The following is a 21,840-nucleotide window of genomic DNA, read 5'->3' as shown; positions in this document are numbered from 1 at the left end:
TCCTGTCACGCGTGCGACGCCAGAGCGTCGGAGAGTCGGGTGAGCTGGCGTACGTCGCCCTCGAGGCTGCCGCCGGGCGGCAGGGCCACCGGTACGGCCCGGGGCGGGGCGGGCTGTCCGGCGGCGTGGGCCCGCAGCGCGGTCCGCAGGTGGCGGGCGGCCGCCTCGGGCGGCAGCGTTCCGTCCGGGCCGGCCGGTTCCAGCAGGGCCAGGTGGGGACTGATGCGCACCAGGCCGTCCCGGCACTCGATCACCCTCCGGTAGTACCTGCGGTGTACCCCTCGCGGGCTCAGCACCTCCCACCAGCGGCCGGGTCGGGTCCGCTGGAGCGCGTCCTCGGGGAAGGCCGCGTGCAGTTCCGTCCACAGCGGGCCGAGCCGCCGGTACACCCTGCGGTGGTGCCACCAGAGGCGGAGGCTCGCCCACCGGGTCGCCAGGGCGGGGAAGACCACCCCGGCCACGAAGAGCGGGATCGCCAGGTCCAGCAGCAGCTTCACCCCGAGGATCACCGGCCGGGGCACGTCCCCGCCCAGCCAGCGCATCAGGGTGAGCGCCTCGCGGGTGGCCGACGCGAGCAGCATGGCGGCCAGGGACCCGGCCATCGTCCACAGGCCGATGGCCAGCGGACGGCCCGCGAGCCGGGCGTAGCGGACGGTCCAGAACAGGGCCATGGCCAGGGCGTAGGCGAGGTAGAGCCCGGCCGTCAGGTAGAAGACCGCGACTCCGGTGGCCTGCATGTCGGCCGTGGCGTAGGTGTGGCTGCGCTCGGCCTTCGGCGTCAGCACCATCGCCAGGGTGGCGACGCCGGCGGTCGCGGCCAGCGGGACCGCCTGCCTGCGGGTGCGGGCGCGGGCGGATGCGGGGTCGGCGGCCGAGTGGATGAAGAAGCAGGCCAGGAAGTAGACCGCGCCGACCAGGCACAGGTTCTGCAGGAGTTTCGCGGTGCCGTCGCCGACCAGGCCGTCGGCGGCGCGGATGCCCGCGGGGACGCCCAGCGGGAAGGAGAGCGCCGCGCAGAGCAGGCACAGGAAGACCGCGCGGAGCGGCCGGTCGGCGGGGTCCCGCAGGACCTGGCGGCCCTTCCAGAGCAGTGCCCCGTACAGCACGGTGCCGAGGATCACGGAGAGCATCCTCAGAGCCACCCCTGACGGTCGCTCAGCGCGGTGTGCACCCGGCGTGCGGATGCGTTCTGCGGTGCGCGCGGGGTGACCCGGTCCAGCACGGAGGCCCACTCCAGGATGATCGTCGCGACCAGTTCGGCCTCGCGCTCGCGCTCCTCGTCGTAGGAGGTGCGGCGCAGTGCCCGGTTGACGGCGTCGAGGGAGATGTCCGGAAGCAGCTCGTGCCAGACCTCGCCGTCCGATGCGTCGCTGGCATGGTCCGCGAGGATGTGGCCCACTTCGTGCAGGATGATGTGGTCCTGGTGGGCTTGGCTGGTTTCCTTCTGGTAGAAGATGTAGTCCGCCCTGTCCGTGGCGATCCACAGGCCGAACGGGCCCGGGACGGGGAGCGAGTAGGGGATCAGCCGGATCGGGCGGCCCCGGTGTTCGCCGAGGAGCCGGCACAGCTCCGGCACTCGCAGGGGCGGGCTGACACCGAGCATGCGCAGGATGTTCCGGCAGTGCTTGCGCAGTTTGCGCTCGTTCAAGGATGGTCTCCCGCGGCTGTCGGAGGCCGGAAGGTGCCGACCCGTGTCCGGTTCCATCCAACGCGCCCTGAAGAAGACGATCCAGAACGGTTTTCGGTCATTCGTCCTGCGGTGAGGTGTTCTCCCGCTCGGCCTGCTCCAGGCGGTAGACGATGTCCAGGAGGTCCATCACCTGCTTGCGGTGCTCCTGCGAGAGCTGCCCGGCCCGCATGGCCATCAGCTTCACGTCGCTGCCCTGGGAGGCCTCCTTGAGCCGCGCCTGCTCCTGCGCGAGGGCGGCGAGCTGCTCCTCGATGCGCGCCGTCGCCGCATCATCCACGAAGTACGCGGCGGGGACGCCGAAGAACTGGGCCAGCGCCTGGAGGTGCTTGAGGGTGGGATTGGTCTTCTTGCCCTTGCGCAGCTGCCAGATGTAGCTCTGCGAGATCGACACGCCGGCCCCCCTGATGGCCGTGGCGACCTGCTCGTTGCTGTACTCGTGCGCGGGGTCCGGCCTGACGGTCGCGAACAGCCGGTTGAGCTTGTCGGCGAGGCTGCGGCCTTCGTCGTCTGGCATGACGTCCACCCCATGTCCGGCCTCGTGCATCACGCTTCCACTCACGTGAAAAGCTTCAACCGACAGTCTCTCCACGCTGGTTGAAGAGCGTCAAGCCCCGGGGTTACGGTGGGGCCCGCCCAAGGTTTCGACTGAGGTGAAGGCTCCTGCCGCACGGGCATCGACATGGGTCGATGCCCGACCGGGGCACGGGGCGACGCGGAGTCCGGTCCCGCCACGACCGTCCCGGATCCGCACCGCGGGATGCATCCTCCGATGCCCGCACCGCCGCGCCGGCGCCACGGCGCGAGAGCTTGGGCGGCACGTGAGCCAGAAGGGGGAACAGAGCAATGACGCTTGCGCCGGGTTCGACCGGTTTCCGCCAGGGGGACGGGGGTTCCGCCACCCCGCTCTACGCCCGGATCCGGGCGAGGATCAAGATGGACATCGCGGCCGGGGTGTACGCCCAGGGTGACCACCTTCCCGCAGCCGACCGGCTCGGGAAGAAGTACGGAGCCAACAAGAACACCATTCTGCGGGCCCTGCGGATGCTCCGCAGCGAGGGAATCATCGATTTCGGACGCGGGCGCGGAGCCGTGGTGCTCCATTCCGCGCACCGCGTGGAACTGGCCGATCTCTCCGCCCAGCTCCAGCAGGTGGTCAAACTCGCCGACTCGTCCGGGATTTCCCGGGCGGCCATCATCTCCGCGATCGAGCACATGCCCCGGACCGCCCGGCCGGCCCGGGGCCCTCGCGGGCCGTACCGGACCAGCCGTCCCTGAGGGCAGCCGGCCGACCGCAGCCGGCTCTGAGGGACCGCGCGGCCTGGTGCCAATGGAGCTCATGCGGAGAGTGAGCAAATATCCAGGGGAACCACGCCGGTTCACCGCGCCGGGGCGGCTCGGAGCGGGGCCGGCGGGCACCGGGTCCGGCAGCGTCCGCGCAGGTGGGGGCCCGTCGGGCGGCCGGCCGGGCGGGCCCCGGGCCAGGGGCCACGCACCGTGTTCGGGCCGGGCGCACCTTGATCCGCGGAGGCCGCGCGGACGACGATTTCTCCCGGAGCGGCCGCGGATTTCCGCACATCGCAATTCTGCTCCGGCCCGAAGAGAACAAAGGTGAGAACAACTCGAGGAGAACGACATGGCCAGGAAGATCTACGAGGTGCCGGCGCTTTTCAAGGCCGGTGATTTCCGCAAGGACACCGGATTCCTGAAGCGCGGGCCGCACGAGCCCAAGGTCCGCCTGCCGCTGGGCTGGTAGTCCGATGACAGGCCACGGCGAGGGATGGTTCGTCCTCTTCCCGGACTGTGGGGCCGCCCTCGCCGTGGCCTCCCGGATCGGACCGAACGCCCCCAGGACCGTCACCCATCCGTCCGGAAACCCGTTCGTCGTGGGCGACTGGAGCACGTCCGTCCACGCCCGCAACGGACACGGCCTGTCCGTGTCCCTGATCGGCCGGACCCCGGTCACCACCGGGGAACTCGAAGCCCACATCGCCGGATTGCGCGACCTCGACGCCCTCGACCGCCTCGCGCCGCGCCTGCCCGGCGACTTCCACCTCGTCGGCGCCGCGGACGGCGAGGTCCGCGCCCAGGGCACCGCGTCGGGACTGCGCCGCCTCTTCCACGCCTGCGTCGACGGCATGACCGTGGCGGCCAACCGCAGCGACGTGCCGGCCCGGCTGATCGCGGCTCCGCTGGACGAGGACGTCCTCGCCCTGCGGCTGCTGGACTCCGTCCCCCACCCGCTCGGCGACGCCCCGCTGTGGCGCGGCGTCCACGCGGTCCTGCCCGGCCACCGGCTCCGGTTCGGCGCCCGGGGGACCCGTACCGCCCGCTGGTGGGAGCCGCCGCGCACCGCGGTGCCGCTCGCCGAGGGCGCGCAGGCCCTGCGCCACGCGCTCGACGAGGCCGTCCGCACCCGCGTGGAGGCCGCCGGGAGCATCAGCTGCGACTTGTCCGGCGGCCTGGACTCCACCAGCGTCGCCGCCCTGGCGGCCCGGGCGAGCACCGCTGCCGTCCCGGCCCTGACCATGCCCAGCCGCGACCCCGGCGACGACGACCTGCACTGGGCCCGGCTGGCCTCGGCGCAGATCCCCGGCCTGGAGCACACCGTGCTCGGCATCGAGGAGATCCCCCTGTTCTACAGCGGCCTGCTGGAGGTGACCGGGCCCGTCGACGAGCCCCTGCCCACCCTGCTCGACCAGCCCCGCCAGCTCGCCGGACACGACGCCCTGCGGGCCGGCGGGTCCCGGCTCCACCTCACGGGGATGGGCGGGGACCACGTGCTCTGGGGCCACCCCGCCCACCACCGCGACCTGCTGTCCAGGCGCCCGTTCGCCGCCCTGCGCAGCATTCGCGGCTACCGGGCGCAGAACCGCTGGACGCTCCGGGAGACCCTGTCGGTCCTCGCCGACCGGCGCCCGTACGGGCAGTGGCTGGCGGACGTCGCCGACCAGGTCACACACCCCCGGCCCGCCCCGCACAGCCCGGACGTCCTCGCCTGGGACCTGCCGCCGCGGCTGCCCGGCTGGGTGACCCCGGACGCCGCCGCCTCCGTGCGCCGGAGCCTGCGGGAGGCCGCACGGACGGCCGAACCGCGTGGCGGGACCCGCGCCCTGCACAACGAGCTGCACACCCTCCACCACGGCACCCGCGCCACCCGCATCCTGCACCAGGTCGCGGAGCACAGCGGACTGCCCCTGGCCAGCCCGTTCTTCGACGACCGGGTGGTGGAGGCCTGCTGGTCCGTACGGTCGGAGGAGCGCAGCACCCCGTGGGAGTTCAAACCGCTCCTCAAGGCGGCGATGCGCGGGGTCGTCCCGGACGCCCTGCTGCGCCGCTCCACCAAGGGGGAGGCGTCGGCCGACGCGGCCAACGGCCTGCGGGAGAACCGCGGCCGGCTGGTCGAGCTGTGGCAGGACTCGCACCTGGCCAAGCTCGGCCTGGTGGACGCCGAACGGCTCGTGGACACCACGCTCCGGCCGTCCTCGCCCGAACTGCGGCACGGCGGGCTGGACGCCACGCTCGCCTGCGAAATCTGGCTCCGCACCATCTGAAAGGGACATCTCCATGCGACTGACCGAGGACGTCTCCCTGGTGGACACGGACTACGGCAAGGTCCTGCTGAACGGCAGCACCGGCGAGTACTGGGAGCTCAACCCGACCGGCGGGCTCGTGCTGGCCGGCCTCCTGGAGGGCCGCGCGCCGGCCGACATCGCCGGCACCCTCGTCGCCGAGTTCCAGGTGGACGAGGAGCGGGCCGCGGCCGACGTGACGGCCCTGCTGTCCGCCCTGCGCGACGCCCGCCTGGTACGCCCGTGAGCTTCCACCCCGTTCCCGAGGCCCGCGCCGGGACCTCGCCGGTGCACCGCCTGGGCGCCCGCCTCGCCGTCGCCGCGGCGCGGCCGCTCGTCCTGCTGCCGCCGGCCCGGCTGCACCGGCTGCTCGGCCGCATGGCGCGCGGGGCCCGGCCGGCCGACCACGCCCGGGTGCTCGCGGCCCGCCGGGCCGTCACGACCGTGAGCGCGGTGTGTGCCGGGCGGGAGGGCTGCCTTCCGCGGTCGGTGGCCACCGCACTGCTGTGCCGGGCCCAGGGCCTGTGGCCCACCTGGTGCGTCGGCGTGCGGGCGGCGCCCCCGTTCGGCGCCCACGCCTGGGTCGAGGCGGAGGGCCGGCTCGTGGGCGAGGACCTGCCCCAGGACTACTTCCGGGTGCTGATGAGCGTCGGCCCCACGGCAGAGGAGAGGAATCGCCGGTGAGCGACCCGGTCAAGACCCCCGCCGCACCCGGTGGGCCCGCCGAGCCGGCCGAGCCCGCCGAGCCCGCCGCGTCGGACGCCGCGAACGCCACGAACGCCGCGGACGCCGGGCGCCCCGGCGTGCGCTTCGGCGACCTCATGCGCCTGCTGCACGGCAGCGGGCGCACGGTGGGCTGGGCGCTCGCCCTGACCACCGCCGGCACCGTTCTCGGCCTCCTCCAGCCCCTTCTGACGATGCGTCTGATCGACCGGGTCGGGGACGGCGGCGCCATCGCCTCGCTGGTGGCCGTGCTCGCCGCCCTCTTCCTCGGCCAGGCGGCCCTGGAGGCCGGCGGCCAGTTCCTGCTGGACGTGACCGGGGAGAGCGTGGTGCGGCGGCTGCGGCACCGGCTGATCGGCCGGCTGTTGTTCGTCCGGGTCCGCGAGTTCGACCGGCAGCGCGTCGGCGACCTCCTCTCGCGCGCCGGCACCGACACCACCGTGCTGCGGGACATGGTGGCCGGCAGCTTCGTCCAGCTGGTCACCGTCACGTTCACGGGGGTCGGCGCCGTCGGGCTCATGCTGTGGATCGACCCGATGATGTTCCTCGTCGTCGCGGGGACGCTGGTGGTCGCCGCGCTCCTCGTCGCCGGGGTGTTGGCCGGCATCCGCAGCAGCACCGAGCAGGCCCTCGCGGCCGTCGGCGCGATGACCGCCGACCTGGAGCGGGCCCTGAGCGGCATCAGGACCGTCCGCGCGAGCCGCGCCGAACACCGGGAGGCGGAGCGCATCGGCGCGGACGCCGACGCGGCGTACGCCGCCGGGGTCCGCTCCGCCCGGCTGGGCTCCGTGGTCGGACCGGCCATGGAGATCGCGGTCAACGGCTCCTTCCTGCTGGTCCTGCTCGTCGGCGCGGTCCGGGTGTCCGGCGGCTCCATGTCCGTCAGCGAACTCGTCGCGTTCCTGCTGTTCGCCACGTACCTCGTCATGCCGCTGGCCGGGCTGTTCAACGCGCTCAGCCTCATCCAGCGCGGCATGGGCTCCCTGGGCCGCATCGGGGACGTGCTCCGCCTGCCCGTGGAGGAGGGCGCGGGCCTTCCGGCGGACCCGCCCGCCGTGCCCCCGTCCGCCCTGGTCGACGTACGGAACGTGTGGTTCTCGTACGACGGGCGGCCGGTGCTGCGCGGGGTCTCCTTCACCGTCCCCACCACCGGACTGGTCGCGGTCGTGGGCAGGTCCGGGGCGGGAAAGTCCACCGTCCTGTCGCTGCTCGAGAAATTCCACGAACCCGACGGAGGACAGGTGCTGTTCGCGGGCGCGGACATCGCCGGAATGGATCCGCGGGAGCATCGCGGCCGGATCGGGCTCGTGGAACAGCACGCCCCGCTGCTCCACGGAACACTGCGCGACAACCTCGTGTACGCCGCCCCGGAAACGGACGAGGAGCACATGCGCGAGGTGCTCGCCATGGTGAATCTCGGCGAACTCGTCGAACGCCTGCCGGACGGCCTGGAAACCGACGTGGGCGAACGCGGGTTCAACCTGTCCGGCGGCGAGCGCCAGCGCGTCGCCATCGCCCGGGCCCTGCTCGCCGACCCGGACCTGCTGCTGCTCGACGAGCCGACCTCACAGCTCGACTCGATCAACGAGCGGCAGCTCACGGACGTCCTGCGCGGCATCGCCCGGGAGCGCGCGCTGCTCGTCGTCGCCCACCGGATGTCGACGGTGCGCGCCGCCGACCGGATCGTGGTGCTCGACGGCGGCCGGGTCAGCGCCACGGGCACGCACGAGGAGCTGTTCACCGCGGATCCCTTCTACCGCCGGCTGGCCGCCGTCGACCTCGCGCGGACCCCGGACGACGACCGGGGCGTGATCACATCACCGGGGGCGCCGTGAGTACCAGCCCGCCCGGTGTCCCCCGCGGCGTGCGCGAGCCGTCCTGGAAGCCCGCCCTGAAACGGGTGGGCCGGCTGACGCCGCGCGAGCGGGAGACCTTCCTGCTGCTCGCCGAAGGACTGTCCAACGACGGCATGGCGCAACGTCTGCACGTCACGGAGCGAACCGTGCGCGCACACGTCTCCGCCGTCATGGAGAAACTGGAACTCGACTCCCGCCTTTCCGCGTGCCTGGCGTCCTACGTTTTCGGTACGGAAATCCTGCCCGCCGCCCTCCCGGATTCCGCTGCGCACGCCCGGAACTGAAGCCCGGGGAAATACTGTCGCCGACGCCAATGGAGACGGGTTGCCGCAATCGGCAGGATTTTCCCAGCGCCGGGGAATTCACCCGGAGCCCCGGGGCATTCGCGCCGGGACGAACCATCCGAAGGGAATGTGAAGATGTCCGACGTATTCGACCTGGACGCCCGTATCTCGGCCCCCGCCGGCCCCGCCGGCGAGCAGGCCCCGCCGCCGTCCATCTCGACGATCGCGACCCGCACGATCTGCACCAGGGTCGGCTGCCAGGTGACCAAGACCTGCGCCTGCACCTCGCTGTGCACGAGCCTGTGCCACGGCGGCAAGTGACCACCGGGTGAACGCCCGACGGGTGCTGCCGTGCTGCTGACACGGCAGCACCCGTCCCCGGTCCGCGCGGGCCGTACGCCGACAGACAGGACTCACCATGCAACTCGTCCACAACGGTACCGATCCCTGGGTCCGTGCAGAAGACGCCGGACTGGTCCGGGACGCAACGACGGCCGTCCGGCACATCGTCGAGCGGACCGCCACGACCCCCCGGGTGAACGACCTCGCGCTGACCGCCGCGGAACAGAGCGACACCGCGGGCGGCTGGTACCCGCCCAGCCTGGCGCACGGGCAGGCGGGCACGGCCCTGCTGCACCTGTACGCGGCCCGGGCCGGGCTCGGCGAGCACGCCACCGCCTTCGGCCACCTGCGGGACGCCGTCCGCTCGACGCAGGTCGAACCCCTGGAGCACCACGGCCTGTTCGCGGGCACCAGCGGTCTCGCCCTCGTCCTGGCCGACGCGGCCCGCGACGAACCCCGGTTCCGGCCGAGTCTGGACCGGCTGCACGGGCGGCTCGCCGCCCAGGTCCTCGCCAGGCCGCCGGCCCGGACCGAACGCGGCATCAGCGACCTGGACTACGACCTCATCACCGGCGCCGCCGGCGTCCTCGTCCAGCTCAGTTCCCTGTCCGACCCCGATGAGCAGGCCGCCGAGGCCGCCGCGGCCCTCGTCGACTACCTCGTGTGGCTCTCCGGGCCGGCCGAGACCCCGGGCACGCCGCACCGCTGGCTCATCACCCCCGGCTTCTACCCGCCGGTCGACAGCTACCGGCAGCGGTACCCGTACGGCTACCTGAACCTGGGCCTCTCGCACGGCATGCCGGGCGTGGCCGCCGCCCTGGCGACGGCCTGGGAGGCAGGGCACCGCCGTCCCGGGCACCTGGAGGCCGTCGGCACGCTCACCGGCTGGATCCGGGACCGGGCCGGCTCCGACGCCCACGGCCCCGTCTGGGCCGACGGCACACCGGTCGACGAGCACGGCCGCGAGGTCCTCGCCCCACCCGGGCACGGGCACGCGCACGCGCACGACCGGATCGCCTGGTGCTACGGCACCCCGGGCGTGGCCGGCGCCCTGCTCGGCGTCGCCTCGGCCACCGGCGACGAGGCCCTGCGCGCGGCCGCCGTGGCCGCCTTCGAGGGCGCCCTCGCCCGGGCCGAGCACGTCCGGCCGCTGTCGCCCACGCTGTGCCACGGGCAGGCCGGACTGGTCATGCTGGCCCTGGAGTTCGCGCCCTGGAGCGAGGCCGCCCGCCGCCGCCTCCCGGACCTGCTCCGGCAGCTGCTCGACCGCTACGACCCGGCCCTGCCGCTGGGCTTCGCCGACCTGGAGGAGCCCGGGAAGCCGGTGGACAACCCCGGGCTGCTCACGGGGGCCACCGGCGTCGCCCTCGTCCTGCTCGCCGCCCTCGGCGGCGAGCGTCCCCACTGGTTCCGCGCCTTCCTCGCCCGGTGATGCCCATGTCCCCCTACGAGCCCGCGGGCTTCTTCCTGCTGCGCACCCCCGCCCTGCCCGTCCGCACCTTCCTCGACGTCACCGCGGACCCCGAGCACACCCCCGCGGCCCTGCTCGGCCTCGCCCGCCGCCCCGACGTCGAACGCGCCCTGCTCATCGCGAGCGAGGACCTCGCCGACACCCTCGGCCGCCTCGACCGGCTCAGCGGCAAGCGCACCCGCCGCCTGCACTCGCGGCTGCTGCGGTACGTGACCCGCATGGCGACCCGGCCCACCCCGTTCGGCGCGTTCTCCGGCGTGGCCATGGGCGGGTTCGGTCCCCGGACCCTTGCGGAGCTCGGCCCCGCGGGCAGCCACCGCACCCGGTTCCGGGCGGACATGGGCTGGCTCCTGTCCCTGGTCAAGGGCATCGAGGAGGACCCCGCCCTGCTGCGCCGGCTCCGCCTCGTCCTCAATCCGATGGCCCATGTCGCGGGCGACCGCGTCGTCCTCCCCCAGGCCGACAAGTACGGCCAGCACGACGAGCGGAGCGTACGGATCCGCGCCACGGCCGCCGTCGACGTCGTGATGCGGGCGGCCGCCCTGCCCGTACCGTACGAGCAGCTCGCCGCCGAGGTGTCCGCCGCGTTCCCGGACGCCGCCCCGGACGCGGTCGACGGCCTGCTCCGGCAGATGTGGGACCTGGGCTTCCTGACCAGCGACCTGCGGCCGCCGCAGACCGCCGCCCGGCCCGAGCACCACGTCCTCAAGAAGCTCACGGGGCTACCGGGCGCCGCCCCGGCCGCGGTGGAGGGGCTACGCGCCGCCGCCGAGCTGGCGGACCGGGCCGGTGACGCCGCGTCGCTGCGCCGGCTGAGTGCGGCCCAGCGGGCCCTGGTGCCCGGGCACACGGGGCAGACGTACCAGGCCGACACGGCGGTGGACCTGCGCTCCCCCGTCATCCACGAGGCGGTCGCGGAGGCGGCGGCGGACGCGGTCGGCGTCCTGGTGCGGCTCAGCGCCGCCTACGGCAGCCACAACCACCTCACCCGGTACCGCGAGGAGTTCACCGAGCGCTACGGCATGGACACCCGGGTGCCGGTCCTCAGCCTGCTCAGCCCCGACACCGGGCTCGACGCGCCCCCCACGTACACCAACCCGGCCCGCAGCATCGAGCTCCCGGCCGGGCCGCCGGCCGACACCGCCCGCACCGACGCCCTCCTCGTCGAGTTCGCCCAGGAGGCCTGGTGGAACCGGGCCACCGAGGTCGAGCTGACCGACGCCTGGCTGGACCGGCTCGCCCCGGCGGGGCCGCGCCAGGACGTCCCGCCGGTCATGGACGTGTACCTCCAGCTCGACGCCGCCGACCGGGACGCCGTCGACCGCGGCGAATGGCGTGCCGTCCTGCGCGCCGACAGCCTCGCCTACGGGGGCCGCACGTTCGGCCGCTTCGCCGACCTGCTCGGCGAGGACGCCGTGGCGCGGCTGCGCGCGTACGCCCGCGAGGAGGAGGCGCTCCTGCCGGACGTCGCCCACGCCGAGCTGGCGTTCCTGCCGCCCTACGGCCGGGCCTCGAACGTCACCCTGCGTCCCGCCGTCCGGCGGTACGAGATCCCCGTCAACACGGCGCCGTCCGTGGACCCGGACCGGGTCATCGCGCTGGACGACATCCTCGTCGGCGTCAGCGGCGGCCGCTTCCACCTGTGGTCCCGGCGCCTCGACCGGGAGATCGTCATCGCCCAGCACCACATGCTCAGCCCCACCCTGGCCCCGAACGTGGCGCGCTTCCTCATCGAGGCCTCGCAGGACGGGTACGTCCAGCCCGGCGGGTTCCACTGGGGTCCGGCCGAGTCCGCCCCGTTCCTGCCCCGGGTGACCCGCGGACGGATCGTGCTGCGTCCCGCCCAGTGGAGGCTCACCGCCCGCGACGCCGACGACCTCGCCGCCTGGCGCGCGCGCCGGCTCGTGCCCCGCCACGTCTACCTGGCCCATGCCGACCAGCGGCTGCTCCTCGACCTCGACCACCCGCAGGGCCGGGAGGAGCTCGCGGGTGAACTCCGCAAGCAGTCCGCGCTCGTCCTGCACGAGATGCTGCCGTCCTTCGACGGGATGTGGCTGGCGGACGCGGAGGGCGAGCGGTACGCGGCCGAGATCGTGGTTCCGGTCATCGCCCGCGACGCCGCGCGCGTCTCCCGGCGGCCCGTCCCGCGGCGCCGCGAGGTGCCCGTCGAACGCCATCTGCCGGGCAGCGACTGGACCTTCCTCAAGGTGTACGCGGCCCCCGAACGCCACGACGAGATCATCACCGGGCCGCTGCGCGAGGTCGTCGCCGCCCTGCGCGACCAGGGCCTGCTGGACCGCTGGTTCTACATGCGCTACGCCGACCCCTTGCCCCACCTGCGGCTGCGGGTCCGCAACACCGATTCCGCGCGGGCCCTCGCCCTGCTGACGGCGTGGGGCCGGGACCTGGTCGACGGAGGGCTCGCCCAGGACACCGCGCTGGCGAGCTACGCCCCGGAGATCGCCCGCTACGGCGGCCCCGAGGCGTTCGACGCCGTGGAGCGGCTGTTCCAGGCCAACAGCGAGACCACGGCCGGGGTACTGGCCGCTCTGCCCGGCATGGGCCCCGGCATCAAGCCGGAGTTCCTCGCCGTCGCCGCCCTGGACACCCTGCACGCCCAATGGGGCATCCCGCTCGCCCGGCGGCTGTTCCCGGCCGACGGCCCCGAGGACGCCCCGGCGCGGGAGGCCCGCACCCTGTTCCGGGCGCACCGCGACTACCTGTGCGAACTGCTCAGCCCTTGGCCCCGGGCCGTCCACGCGGAGGGCAGCGCCCACCGCCGGCAGCTCGCGGACGTCTTCGCCGCCCAGGCGCCGGCCGTGGCGCAGACCGCGGCCGCCGTGCGCCGGGCCGCCGAGAGCGGCCTCCTGGTCGGCTCCGAGGAGCAGGTGCTGGCGAGCCTCGCCCACATGCAGATCAACCGGCTGCTGCCCATCGACCTGGAGCGCGAGGCCCGCAGCCACGCCCTGTGGCGGCAGGTGCTGCGCGCGGTCCGCGGACGCCTGGCCACCACCGCCGAAGGGGAGGCACGATGATCTGGCTCCGGGTCGCCGGACTGTTCTGGCGGCTCAGCCCCGCCCGGGTATCCGGCTTCACCGCCGTGACGGTGCTGCTCGCCCTCGTCCCCGCCGTCCAGATCGGGCTCGTCGCCGCAGCCGTGCAGCACGTGGCCGACGCCATCGGCGGTGACGGGCAGGCCGAGCGGTCCGCCTTCCTCGCCGGGTCCGCCCTGCTGGCCGTGGCACTGGCCAACCACCTGCTGGGCACCTGCCTCCAGTACCTCGACAGCCTCCTGCGCCTCGAACTCACCGCGAAGATCGGCGAGTCCGTGATGCGCAAGAGCACCCTGCTCGACCTGCGGCAGTACGAGGACGCCGCCACGTACGACACCCTTCAGCGGGCCTTCCAGGAGAGCAGCGGCGGCCGCGTCTACCAGGTCTTCACCCAACTCCTGGACACCGTCCGGGAGTCGCTCACCCTCGTCACCGTGAGCGTGGTGCTGTTCTCCTGGAGCCCCTGGATCGGGCTGGCGATCCTGCTCGCCCCCGTCCCGTCGGTGATCTCGTACATGGTGTACAGCCACAAGGCGTTCGAGATCGAGTACGAGCGGGCCGCGGACCGGCGCCGCCTGTACTACTACCAGCACCTGACCACCACCGACCATTCGTTCAAGGAGATCCGGCTCTTCCAGCTCGGCCCCCACCTCCTGGACCTCTACACCCGCCTGGTGCGCACCTTCTTCCGCGTCGACCGGCGCCTGGCCCGCCGCCAGTCCCTGCTCGGCGGCACCCTAGGGCTGATCAGCGTGGTCGCGTCCTCCGGAGCCGTGCTGTGGGCCGTCCACGCGACGATCCGCGGCGGGGAGGTCGGACAGCTGGCCGGGTACCTCCAGGCCGTCGGCTCGATCCAGGTCTCCGCCCACGCCCTGCTCCTCGGCCTCGCCTCGCTCTACAAGGACGGCCTCTTCCTCGGCAACCTCTTCACCTTCCTCGCGTTGCCCGAGCAGCAGATCAAGGGCGGCACACGGCGTTTCCCGAAGGAGCTCCGCACGGGCATCGAGTTCCGCGACGTCCGCTTCGTGTACCCCGGCACGGACCGCGTCGTCCTCGACGGCGTCAGCTTCCGCATCCCCGCGGGCGAGTGCGTCGCCCTCGTCGGGCAGAACGGCGCGGGGAAGACGACGCTGGTCAAGCTGCTCACCCGGCTGTACGAGCCGACCAGCGGGCGGATCCTCATCGACGACGTGCCCATCGAGGAGTACGACCTCGAGGACCTCCAGCGCCACATGGGCGTCATCTTCCAGGACTTCATCCGCTACGAGCTGCCCGTCCGCGACAACATCGGCTTCGGCCGGGTCGACGAGCGCCACGACGCGGACCGCGTCGCCGAGGCGGCCGCGGCGGGCGGCGCCGCCGGGCTCGTCGAGGAACTGCCGCAGGGGTACGACACCGTCCTCGGACGCCACTTCGAAGACGGGCACCAGCTCTCCGGCGGCCAGTGGCAGAAGATCGCCCTGAGCCGGGCCTTCATGCGGAAGGCTCCGGTCGTCGTCCTGGACGAGCCGACGGCCGCGATCGACGCCGAGGCGGAGGCCGATCTGTTCGCCCGCCTGCGGGACATCGCCCGCGGCGCCACCTCCCTCGTCATCGCCCACCGCTTCTCCACCGTGCGCATCGCCGACCGGATCATCGTCCTCGAGAACGGGAAGGTGACCGAACAGGGCGCGCACGAGGACCTGGTGACCGCCGGCGGTGTCTACGCCCGTCTCTTCCACCTGCAGGCTTCGGGCTACCTGACCGAAGCCGGATCCCGATAGGGGCCGAGGAATGCGCGTATCCGTCCTGTTCCCCGCCATGCCGACGGACCCGAGGGACATGGTGCCCTTCGCCGAGCTGGTCCGGGACGGGCAGGCCGCCCGCCTGTGGCAGGGGCAGTCCCTGAGCGTGGAGACCCACCAGGCCTTCGCCTACCTGGCCGGCATGGGCTTCCGCATCCCCACCGGGACCAGTGTCGTGCTGATGCCGCTGCGGCACGCCATGGACGCGGCGATCCAGGCCCGGTCGCTGGCCCGGCTCACCGGACACCGCATGGTCCTCGGCCTCGGGCCGGCGACCCCCGACTTCGTCACCGGGCTGCACGGAAAGCCGTATGACAGCCCCCGCGACCAGTGCCTCGCCTACCTCGGGGAGGTGCGACGCCTGCTCGCCGGCGGGAACCCGCCGGCCCCGGCCGGCGGCCCCGCGGACACCGCCGTGACCCTGCCCGGCATGTCCCACCCGGGTGTGGAGACCGGGCTCGGCGTGCTCCGGCCGGTCCTGGCACGCGCCGCGGGACGGGCGGCGGACGCCGCGATCAGCTGGATGACCCCGCCCGGCTACGTGCGCGACACGCTGCTGCCGGCCATGGCGGAGGGGGCCGCCGAGGCGGGCCGACCGGTCCCGCGCATGGTCACCGTCGTGCACGCCGCCGTCGACCGGCCGCACCGGGACCCGTACCGCCTCGCCTTCTCCGCGGCCCGCGTCCACCTCGGCGGGCAGCACTACAGCGACATGCTGCGGCGGGCCGGCCTGCGCGTCCATCCCACCATGCCGCAGCTCGGCGCCCGCGCCCTGGTCGACTCGGGCACCTTCGTGTACGGCTCGCCCGACGAGGTCGCCGGCCGGTTGGCCGAATACGGCCGGGCCGGCGTCGACGAAGTTGTCCTCAACATCACGGGCGTGTATGCCGAGCACGGACACCCGGACGCCGTACGGGACCTCCAGGAGATCCTCACGGCGTGGCAGGGGCACGTCCCGCTCCGGCGGCAGGAGCGGGAACGCTGACGGACCGCGCAGCCGCGCACGCGAGGGAGGGGGCACCGCCGTGCCCGACGGCATCACACACTGGCTGACCGCACACGCCCGGACCCTGGACACCCTGGATCCCGGCGCCCCGTACGAGGACCTCGAGCCGCTGCGCGGCGTACTGCGGGACGTGCGGGTCGTGGGCCTGGGCGAATCCACCCACGGCACCCGGGAGTTCTTCCGGCTCAAGCACCGCGTCCTCGAGTTCCTGGTGCGGGAGATGGGGTGCACCACCCTCGCCATGGAGGCCAGCGAGTCCGCCGCCCTCGCCCTGGACGCGTACGTGCGGCACGGCGCCGGGGATCCGGCGCGGCTCATCGCCCGGCTGGGCTTCTGGACCTGGCGCACCGAGGAGATGCTCGACGTCGTCGAGTGGATGCGCGCCCACAACCGGGGCGTGCCGCCGGACCGGCAGGTGCGGTTCGCGGGCATCGACCCGCAGCTGTGCGGCGACTCGGTCGAGGCGGTCGCCTCGTTCCTCGCACGGGTGGCACCGGAGCGCGCCGCGGACCTGGGAGAGCTGGAGGTGCTGGCGCACGCCCGGCCCGGCACCCGTCCCGACCCGGACCGGCTCCTGCTGCGGCTCGCCCAGTCCCTCACCGGCTTCCTCGAGGGGCACCGGGCGGAGTTCGCGGCGCGCACCACGCCGGAGGCCGCGGCAGCGGCCGTCGAGCACGCCCGCATGATCAGCCGGGCCGCCGACGTGGTGACCCGGGCCCCGGATCCGCGGTCTCCGCAGGACGGCATGTTCGCCGTGCGCGACCGGTACATGGCCGAGGCCGTCGCACGGCTCGTCGACGGAGCCGGAGACGGATGCGGAGACGGCGGCGGACGCGGAGACGGTGGCAGTGGCAGTGGCAGTGGCGGAGGGGTGCGGGTGGCGGTCTGGGCGCACAACGGCCACATCGCGAAGGAGGTGTACAACGGCGGTGTGCCGGCCCTCGGCAGCCACCTGCGCGAGCGCTACGGCGACGCCTACTACGCCCTCGGCCTGCTCTTCGGGAAGGGCTCCTTCCGGGCGCGGCGCGGCACCACCGCCCAGGGGCCCGGTGTCCGGCACCGGGTCGGCTCCGGGCTGCGGTTCGTCGAGTCCCGGTTCGCGGCCGCCGTTCCCGGGGACTTCTACGTGGACCTGCGGGCCGCCGACCCGTCCTCCGAGGCGGCGCAGTGGCTGCGGCAGCCGCACATCCAGCGCAGTTTCGGCGCCAGTGTGCCCCGCTGGACCTACCGCTTCCACGCGGCCCCGCTCGTACCGGCCGGGGACTACGACGGGCTCGCGTTCGTCTCCCGCTCGACCTGCTCCCGCCCGCTGCCGCAGTGACCCGGGTGCCGCCGTGACCCGGGCTCAGGGCCACAGGGCGAGCACCGCCTCCAGGGTGAGCTTCCACATCGGCTCGGCGCCGGTGCCGAACGCGGCCGCGAGGGCGTACCCGACGGACGCGTCGTACGCCTCCGGCCGCCCGCCCGCGCCGTCCTCGGTCCACTCGGCGGTCACCAGGCCGTCCCCGGTCGAGGTGAACTCGCCGAGGGGCAGACCGCCGCGGAGCAGCCGGCTGGTGCCGAGCGAGACGGGCACCAGCCGGTACGCGTACCCCGCCTCGCCCTCGCCGGCGTCCACCCGGTAGGACCGGCGGGTCAGGAACCCCTTGGCGGGCCGCAGGGCGACGGGCGTGCCGCCGACCTCGAGGGCCAGGGCGTCGGGGTCCCGGGTGCCGATGGGGACCTGGGCGTCCACCGGGGTCGCGGCCGCCCGCCGCAGGTCCGCCCGGGGGATCCCGTCGCCGTCCACGAGGAGCCGTCCCGTTTCGTGGTCGAGTTCGACGGTGATCGCGCCGAACAGCGGGTCATCGGCGGGGACATAGGCGTACGAGGACATCAAGGGGCTTCTCTCTTCCGGGAACTCCCTGCATTGTCGGTGAACGCGCCGCTCAGGGGCGGGTGTTCCAGCCGGAGATCACCGGGAGTCCGTGTTCGGTGGACAGCACGCTGACGGTGCCCGTGCCCAGCAGGAAGAGCCGGCCGTCCTCGGGCGGCAGCCCCAGGTAGCGGGCGGTCAGGACGCGCAGCAAGTGGCCGTGCGCGACGAGGACGGCGTTGCCGCGGTCCTCGGCGAGGACGGGGGCCACCCGGGCCAGGGCGCGGTCCGCGCGGGCGCCGACCTGGGCCGCGTTCTCGCCGGGGTGTTCGGCGTCGCCGGGCGGGACCCCGTCCTTCCACAGGGACCAGTCCGGCCGGGTCCGACGGATCTCCGCGGTGGTGACGCCCTCGTAGCCGCCGTAGTCCCATTCGCACAGGTCGGGGTCGGTGGCGTCGGTGGTCAGCCCGGCGAGGCGGGCGGTGGCGACGGCCCGGCGCAGCGGGCTGGTCAGCACCAGCGCCGGCTGCCGGACGAGGAAGTACGGGGCCAGGGAGACGGCCTGGTCGGCGCCGTCGGCGGTCAGCGGGACGTCGGTGCGCCCGGTGTGCCGGCCGGTGGCGCTCCACTCGGTCTCGCCGTGCCTCACCAGCAGCAGGTCACTCACCCTCCGGACGATAGCCGGTCGGGCCGCCGCAGGCCGGTCCGGCGCGGGCGATGCTGCGGGCCGAGCCGCCGAAGACCACGGCGCGGAACGGGGACACGCCCGTACGGGGATTCGGCGGGCCGGCGTGTCCGGATGCACCGCGGCCGCGGACGGCACGGCCGCCGGCACCGGGCCGTTGGTACAGTCGCGGCATGGCGGTGGACGAACTCGACACCCGGATTCTGCGCCTGCTGATCGAACAGCCGCGCACGAGCGTCCGCGAGTACGCCCGCATCCTCGGGGTCGCCAGGGGGACCCTCCAGGCCCGGCTCGACCGGCTGGAGCGCACCGGTGTGATCACCGGAACGGGTCCCGTGCTCTCCCCCGCGGCGCTCGGCCATCCGGTGCTGGCCTTCGTGCACATCGAGGTGACCCAAGGGCGCCTCGACGAGGTCGGCGAGGCGCTGGCGGAGGTCCCCGAGATCATCGAGGCGTTCTCGATCACGGGCGGCGGGGATCTGCTGACCCGGGTGGCGGCCCGCGACAACGCCCATCTGGAGGACGTGATCCAGCGGCTGATCCGGCTCCCGGGCGTGGTCCGGACCCGTACCGAGGTGGCGCTGCGGGAGCGGGTGGCGCACCGGCTGCTGCCGCTGGTCGAGGCCGTGGGGCGGGCGGCCCGCAGGCCCTGACGGCCTGGCCCCCTCCGTTCCGCGCTGTCCGTGCTGTCCGTGCGGCACGGGGCCTGGCGGGGCGGGCGGGGCGCTGCGACCATGCGTGGCGTGACCGCCACCCTGCTGCCCCCGGGCACCGAGCGCGGACCGCGCCGGTGGCCCCTCGTCGGGAACCTGCCGGCCTTCGCCCGCGATCCCCTGGCCTTCTTCGAGTCCCTGCGCGACGGGTACGGCGACTGGGTGCCGTGGGCCCTCGGCCCGCAGCGCAACGTCCTGGTCTCCCGGCCCGAGCACGCCGGTGAGCTGCTGGGCTCCGTGGAGAAGACCTTCCGGCCCATGGAGCTGGGCTGGGCCTTCCACCAGCTGCTCGGGGACGGCGTGGTCGTCGCCACCGGGGCGGAATGGCGGCGCAAGCGGGCGCTGGTGCAGCCTGCCGTCCGCCCGCGGCAGGTGCGCTCGTACGCCGCCACGATGGTGGAGTGCGCCGACGCGCTGGCCCGCGGCTGGGCCGAGGGCGGGCGGATCGACGTGCACCGGGAGATGGCCGGGCTCACCCAGCGGATAGCGGTGCGGACCCTGTTCGGAAGCGATGCCGCCGGCCGGGAGGCCCGGATCAGCGCGGCCATGGCCACGGCCCAGCGGGAACTGGGCGCCGAGTTCCGCGGTCTGACGCTGTTCCTGCCGCCCTGGATCCGGACTCCTGGGCGGCGACGGATGCGCCGGGCCGTGGCCGTCCTGGACCGGGAGATCGCGCACGTCATCCGGGAGCACGAGGCGGCCTCGGCCGGCGGGGCGGAGCGGGACGACCTGCTGAGCCGGCTGCTGGCCGCTCGTGACGAGCACGGCGGCCCGCTGTCCCGCAAGGAGCTGCGGGACGAGTCGATCACGCTCTACATCGGCGGGCACGAGACCACCTCGACCACCTTGACCTGGGCCTGGCAGCTGCTGGCGGCTGCCCCCGGGGCGCGGGCCCGGCTGACGGAGGAGCTGGACCGGGTGCTCGGCGGACGGCTGCCCGCGTACGAGGACTACGAGCGGCTGGCCTGGACCCGGCAGGTGGTCAAGGAGGCGCTGCGGATGTACCCGCCGGTCTGGCTGATCTCGGCGCTGGCCGGGGAAGGGGCGGCGATCGGCGGGCGGAGCGTGCCCGCGGGGACGGCGGTGTGGACCAGCCCCTGGTCGATGCACCGTGACGGGCGCTGGTTCCCGGACCCGGGGGCCTTCCGCCCGGAGCGGTGGGACGCGGATGCCGGGCACTTGGCGGTGGAGCAGGCCTGGATCCCCTTCGGCGGCGGGCCGCGGGCCTGCCTGGGAGCCCGGTTCGCCCTGGTGGAGGCCGTGCTGCTGCTGGCGGTGCTGGGCCGGCGCTTCCACCTGGACACCGGTCCCGAGCCGGTCGGGGTCTTCCCGGGGCTGACGCTTCAGCCGGCCGGGCCGGTGCCGGCGACGCTGCGGCGGCCCTGACCGGGTCCGGAGGGGGCTCCGGCAGGGCTCCGGCCGACGGGGAAGATCCCGGCACCCGCCCGAGTTGGTAGAACCGTGAACGAACTGACGCGGGAGACGACGAGGGCCGCAGCCGCCGCCGGGGCCCCCGGCGCCGAGGTCGAGGTGGTGGTCGTGGGCGCCGGGCAGGCGGGCCTGTCGAGCGCCTACCACCTGGCGCGGGCGGGCATCGGGCACGTGGTCCTGGACCACGCGCCCCACCCGGGCGGCGCCTGGCAGTTCCGCTGGCCCTCGCTGACGTACGGCAAGGTGCACGGCATGCACGCGCTGCCCGGCATGGAGCTCGTGGACGCCGACCCGCTGCGCCGTCGTCGGCGGTGATCGGCGAGTACTTCACCGCGTACGAGCAGCGGTTCGGCCTGGACGTGCGCCGCCCCGTGCACGTGACCGCAGTCCGGGAGGGGGCCGGCGGACGGCTGGGGGTGGAGTCCTCGGCGGGCGTCTGGTCGGCGCGGGCGCTGATCAACGCCACCGGCACCTGGGACCGGCCGTTCTGGCCGCGCTACCCGGGCCAGGAGTCCTTCCGGGGGCGGCAGCTGCACACGGCGGACTATCCGGGACCGGAGGCGTTCGCCGGGGCCCGGGTGGTCGTGGTGGGCGGCGGCACCTCGGCGGTGCAGCACCTGCTGGAGATCGCGCAGGTGGCGGCCGGGACGACCTGGGTGACGCGCCGGCCCCCGCTGTTCCGCGACGGGACCTTCGGAGAGGCGGAGGGCCGGGCGGCCGTGGCCCTGGTCGACGCGCGGGTGCGGCAGGGGCTGCCGCCGCAGAGCGTGGTCAGCGTGACCGGACTGCCGCTGAACGAGGCCGTGCGGGACGGGATCGCCTCGGGTGTGCTGGAACCCCGGCCCGTGTTCGAACGGATCACGCCGACGGGTGTGGCCTGGGCGGACGGGCAACGGGTGGAGGCCGACGTGATCCTGTGGGCGACGGGCTTCCGGGCGGCCATCGACCACCTGGCCCCGCTGCGGCTGCGGGAACCGGGCGGCGGGATCCGCCTCGACGGCACCCGCGCGGTCCGCGACGAGCGGATCCACCTAGTCGGATACGGCCCGTCGGCATCGACGATCGGGGCCAACCGGGCGGGCGGCGCGGCGGTCCGCGCGATACGCCGCCTGCTGGCCCGCCGGGCGCAGGACGGAACCGCGGAGTCCAGGAACGCGGAGTCCCGGGATCCGGACCCCGGGGGCGTCCTCCAACCGGTCGGGGCCTGACGGGCGGAGCTTGACGGGCGGGGTTTGACGGGTGGGCCTCACCATGGCCTGACCGGGGGCTAACCGTGGGCTAACCGCAATGCTGTTGACATAGGTCTGGATCGGTGGGATGACGTCATCGGGGGTGGTGATGGTGGCGTCGTCTCTTCCGGATCTGGCCGGGGTGGGTG

General features: G+C 74.2%; 20 protein-coding genes and 1 pseudogene. 16 read left to right on the top strand and 5 right to left on the bottom strand.

Going from position 1 to position 21,840, the window contains the following annotated elements:
- Positions 1 to 5: 5 nt before the first annotated feature.
- The 3 genes from AC068A_RS20145 to AC068A_RS20135 form a co-directional block, all read right to left on the bottom strand.
- Positions 6 to 1,130: an MAB_1171c family putative transporter gene (locus tag AC068A_RS20145; RefSeq protein WP_478586676.1), complete on the bottom strand. Its 1,125-nt coding sequence runs from the start codon at positions 1,128 to 1,130 to the stop codon at positions 6 to 8.
- Positions 1,131 to 1,132: 2 nt separating this feature from the next.
- Entirely contained in the window at positions 1,133 to 1,648 is a 516-nt protein-coding gene (locus tag AC068A_RS20140; protein ID WP_478586674.1) for a hypothetical protein, read from the bottom strand.
- Between the two features lie 97 nt (positions 1,649 to 1,745).
- A complete protein-coding gene (locus tag AC068A_RS20135; protein WP_478586672.1) occupies positions 1,746 to 2,204 on the bottom strand; it encodes a helix-turn-helix domain-containing protein in 459 nt (152 codons plus the stop codon).
- A gap of 329 nt (positions 2,205 to 2,533) precedes the next feature.
- Between AC068A_RS20135 and AC068A_RS20130 the strand changes: the two genes are divergently transcribed.
- The 13 genes from AC068A_RS20130 (at position 2,534) to AC068A_RS20070 (ending at position 17,099) form a co-directional block, all read left to right on the top strand.
- Positions 2,534 to 2,965 (top strand): GntR family transcriptional regulator, encoded by a 432-nt coding sequence (locus AC068A_RS20130; protein ID WP_478586670.1) that lies wholly within the window; start codon positions 2,534 to 2,536, stop codon positions 2,963 to 2,965.
- 358 nt (positions 2,966 to 3,323) lie between these two features.
- Complete coding sequence (locus tag AC068A_RS20125; protein ID WP_478586668.1) at positions 3,324 to 3,443, top strand: keywimysin-related RiPP; 120 nt, start codon at positions 3,324 to 3,326, stop codon at positions 3,441 to 3,443.
- A gap of 4 nt (positions 3,444 to 3,447) precedes the next feature.
- Positions 3,448 to 5,241: an asparagine synthase-related protein gene (locus tag AC068A_RS20120; RefSeq protein WP_478586666.1), complete on the top strand. Its 1,794-nt coding sequence runs from the start codon at positions 3,448 to 3,450 to the stop codon at positions 5,239 to 5,241.
- A 13-nt stretch (positions 5,242 to 5,254) separates the two neighbouring features.
- Positions 5,255 to 5,506, top strand: coding sequence for a lasso peptide biosynthesis PqqD family chaperone (locus AC068A_RS20115; protein ID WP_478586665.1), 252 nt, complete (start codon positions 5,255 to 5,257; stop codon positions 5,504 to 5,506).
- The gene (locus AC068A_RS20110; RefSeq protein ID WP_478586663.1) at positions 5,503 to 5,943 is read left to right on the top strand and encodes a lasso peptide biosynthesis B2 protein; all 441 of its coding nucleotides are present in this window, start codon (positions 5,503 to 5,505) and stop codon (positions 5,941 to 5,943) included. The genes AC068A_RS20115 and AC068A_RS20110 overlap by 4 nt, the downstream gene beginning before the upstream one ends.
- Positions 5,940 to 7,817 (top strand): ABC transporter ATP-binding protein, encoded by a 1,878-nt coding sequence (locus tag AC068A_RS20105; RefSeq protein WP_478586661.1) that lies wholly within the window; start codon positions 5,940 to 5,942, stop codon positions 7,815 to 7,817. Before AC068A_RS20110 ends, AC068A_RS20105 begins: the two co-directional genes overlap by 4 nt.
- Positions 7,814 to 8,122, top strand: a complete 309-nt coding sequence (locus AC068A_RS20100) for a response regulator transcription factor (protein ID WP_478586659.1) — start codon at positions 7,814 to 7,816, stop codon at positions 8,120 to 8,122. Before AC068A_RS20105 ends, AC068A_RS20100 begins: the two co-directional genes overlap by 4 nt.
- A gap of 135 nt (positions 8,123 to 8,257) precedes the next feature.
- Positions 8,258 to 8,443 (top strand): FDLD family class I lanthipeptide, encoded by a 186-nt coding sequence (locus AC068A_RS20095; protein ID WP_478586657.1) that lies wholly within the window; start codon positions 8,258 to 8,260, stop codon positions 8,441 to 8,443.
- A gap of 97 nt (positions 8,444 to 8,540) precedes the next feature.
- On the top strand, positions 8,541 to 9,896 hold the full coding sequence (locus AC068A_RS20090; protein ID WP_478586655.1) for a lanthionine synthetase C family protein: 1,356 nt from the start codon (positions 8,541 to 8,543) through the stop codon (positions 9,894 to 9,896).
- Positions 9,897 to 9,901: 5 nt separating this feature from the next.
- Positions 9,902 to 12,970 (top strand): lantibiotic dehydratase, encoded by a 3,069-nt coding sequence (locus AC068A_RS20085; RefSeq protein WP_478586654.1) that lies wholly within the window; start codon positions 9,902 to 9,904, stop codon positions 12,968 to 12,970.
- Positions 12,967 to 14,751, top strand: a complete 1,785-nt coding sequence (locus AC068A_RS20080) for an ABC transporter ATP-binding protein (RefSeq protein WP_478586652.1) — start codon at positions 12,967 to 12,969, stop codon at positions 14,749 to 14,751. The genes AC068A_RS20085 and AC068A_RS20080 overlap by 4 nt, the downstream gene beginning before the upstream one ends.
- 10 nt (positions 14,752 to 14,761) lie before the next feature.
- Complete coding sequence (locus AC068A_RS20075) at positions 14,762 to 15,757, top strand: LLM class flavin-dependent oxidoreductase (RefSeq protein ID WP_478586650.1); 996 nt, start codon at positions 14,762 to 14,764, stop codon at positions 15,755 to 15,757.
- A gap of 40 nt (positions 15,758 to 15,797) precedes the next feature.
- Positions 15,798 to 17,099 carry an erythromycin esterase family protein gene (locus AC068A_RS20070; RefSeq protein WP_478586648.1) on the top strand — a complete coding sequence of 434 codons (1,302 nt, stop codon included), beginning with the start codon at positions 15,798 to 15,800 and terminating at the stop codon, positions 17,097 to 17,099.
- A gap of 24 nt (positions 17,100 to 17,123) precedes the next feature.
- Here the strand turns inward: AC068A_RS20070 and AC068A_RS20065 are convergent, their stop codons facing one another.
- Both AC068A_RS20065 and AC068A_RS20060 read right to left on the bottom strand, forming a co-directional pair.
- On the bottom strand, positions 17,124 to 17,654 hold the full coding sequence (locus AC068A_RS20065) for a hypothetical protein (RefSeq protein ID WP_478586647.1): 531 nt from the start codon (positions 17,652 to 17,654) through the stop codon (positions 17,124 to 17,126).
- A gap of 52 nt (positions 17,655 to 17,706) precedes the next feature.
- Positions 17,707 to 18,300 (bottom strand): histidine phosphatase family protein, encoded by a 594-nt coding sequence (locus tag AC068A_RS20060; protein WP_478586645.1) that lies wholly within the window; start codon positions 18,298 to 18,300, stop codon positions 17,707 to 17,709.
- 191 nt (positions 18,301 to 18,491) lie between these two features.
- On the opposite strand from AC068A_RS20060, the gene AC068A_RS20055 reads away from it, so the two are divergent.
- From AC068A_RS20055 to AC068A_RS20045, 3 genes and pseudogenes are all read left to right on the top strand, one after another.
- Positions 18,492 to 18,971: an Lrp/AsnC family transcriptional regulator gene (locus AC068A_RS20055; RefSeq protein WP_478586643.1), complete on the top strand. Its 480-nt coding sequence runs from the start codon at positions 18,492 to 18,494 to the stop codon at positions 18,969 to 18,971.
- 81 nt (positions 18,972 to 19,052) lie between these two features.
- Positions 19,053 to 20,417, top strand: a complete 1,365-nt coding sequence (locus tag AC068A_RS20050; RefSeq protein ID WP_478586641.1) for a cytochrome P450 — start codon at positions 19,053 to 19,055, stop codon at positions 20,415 to 20,417.
- 84 nt (positions 20,418 to 20,501) lie between these two features.
- A pseudogene (locus AC068A_RS20045) lies at positions 20,502 to 21,670 on the top strand (NAD(P)-binding domain-containing protein).
- Positions 21,671 to 21,840 lie beyond the last annotated feature (170 nt).

The organism is Streptomyces sp. NPDC043854 (assembly GCF_056436005.1).
The sequence above is the reverse complement of the archived record's forward strand: the minus strand, read 5'-3'. Positions and strand labels throughout refer to the sequence as shown.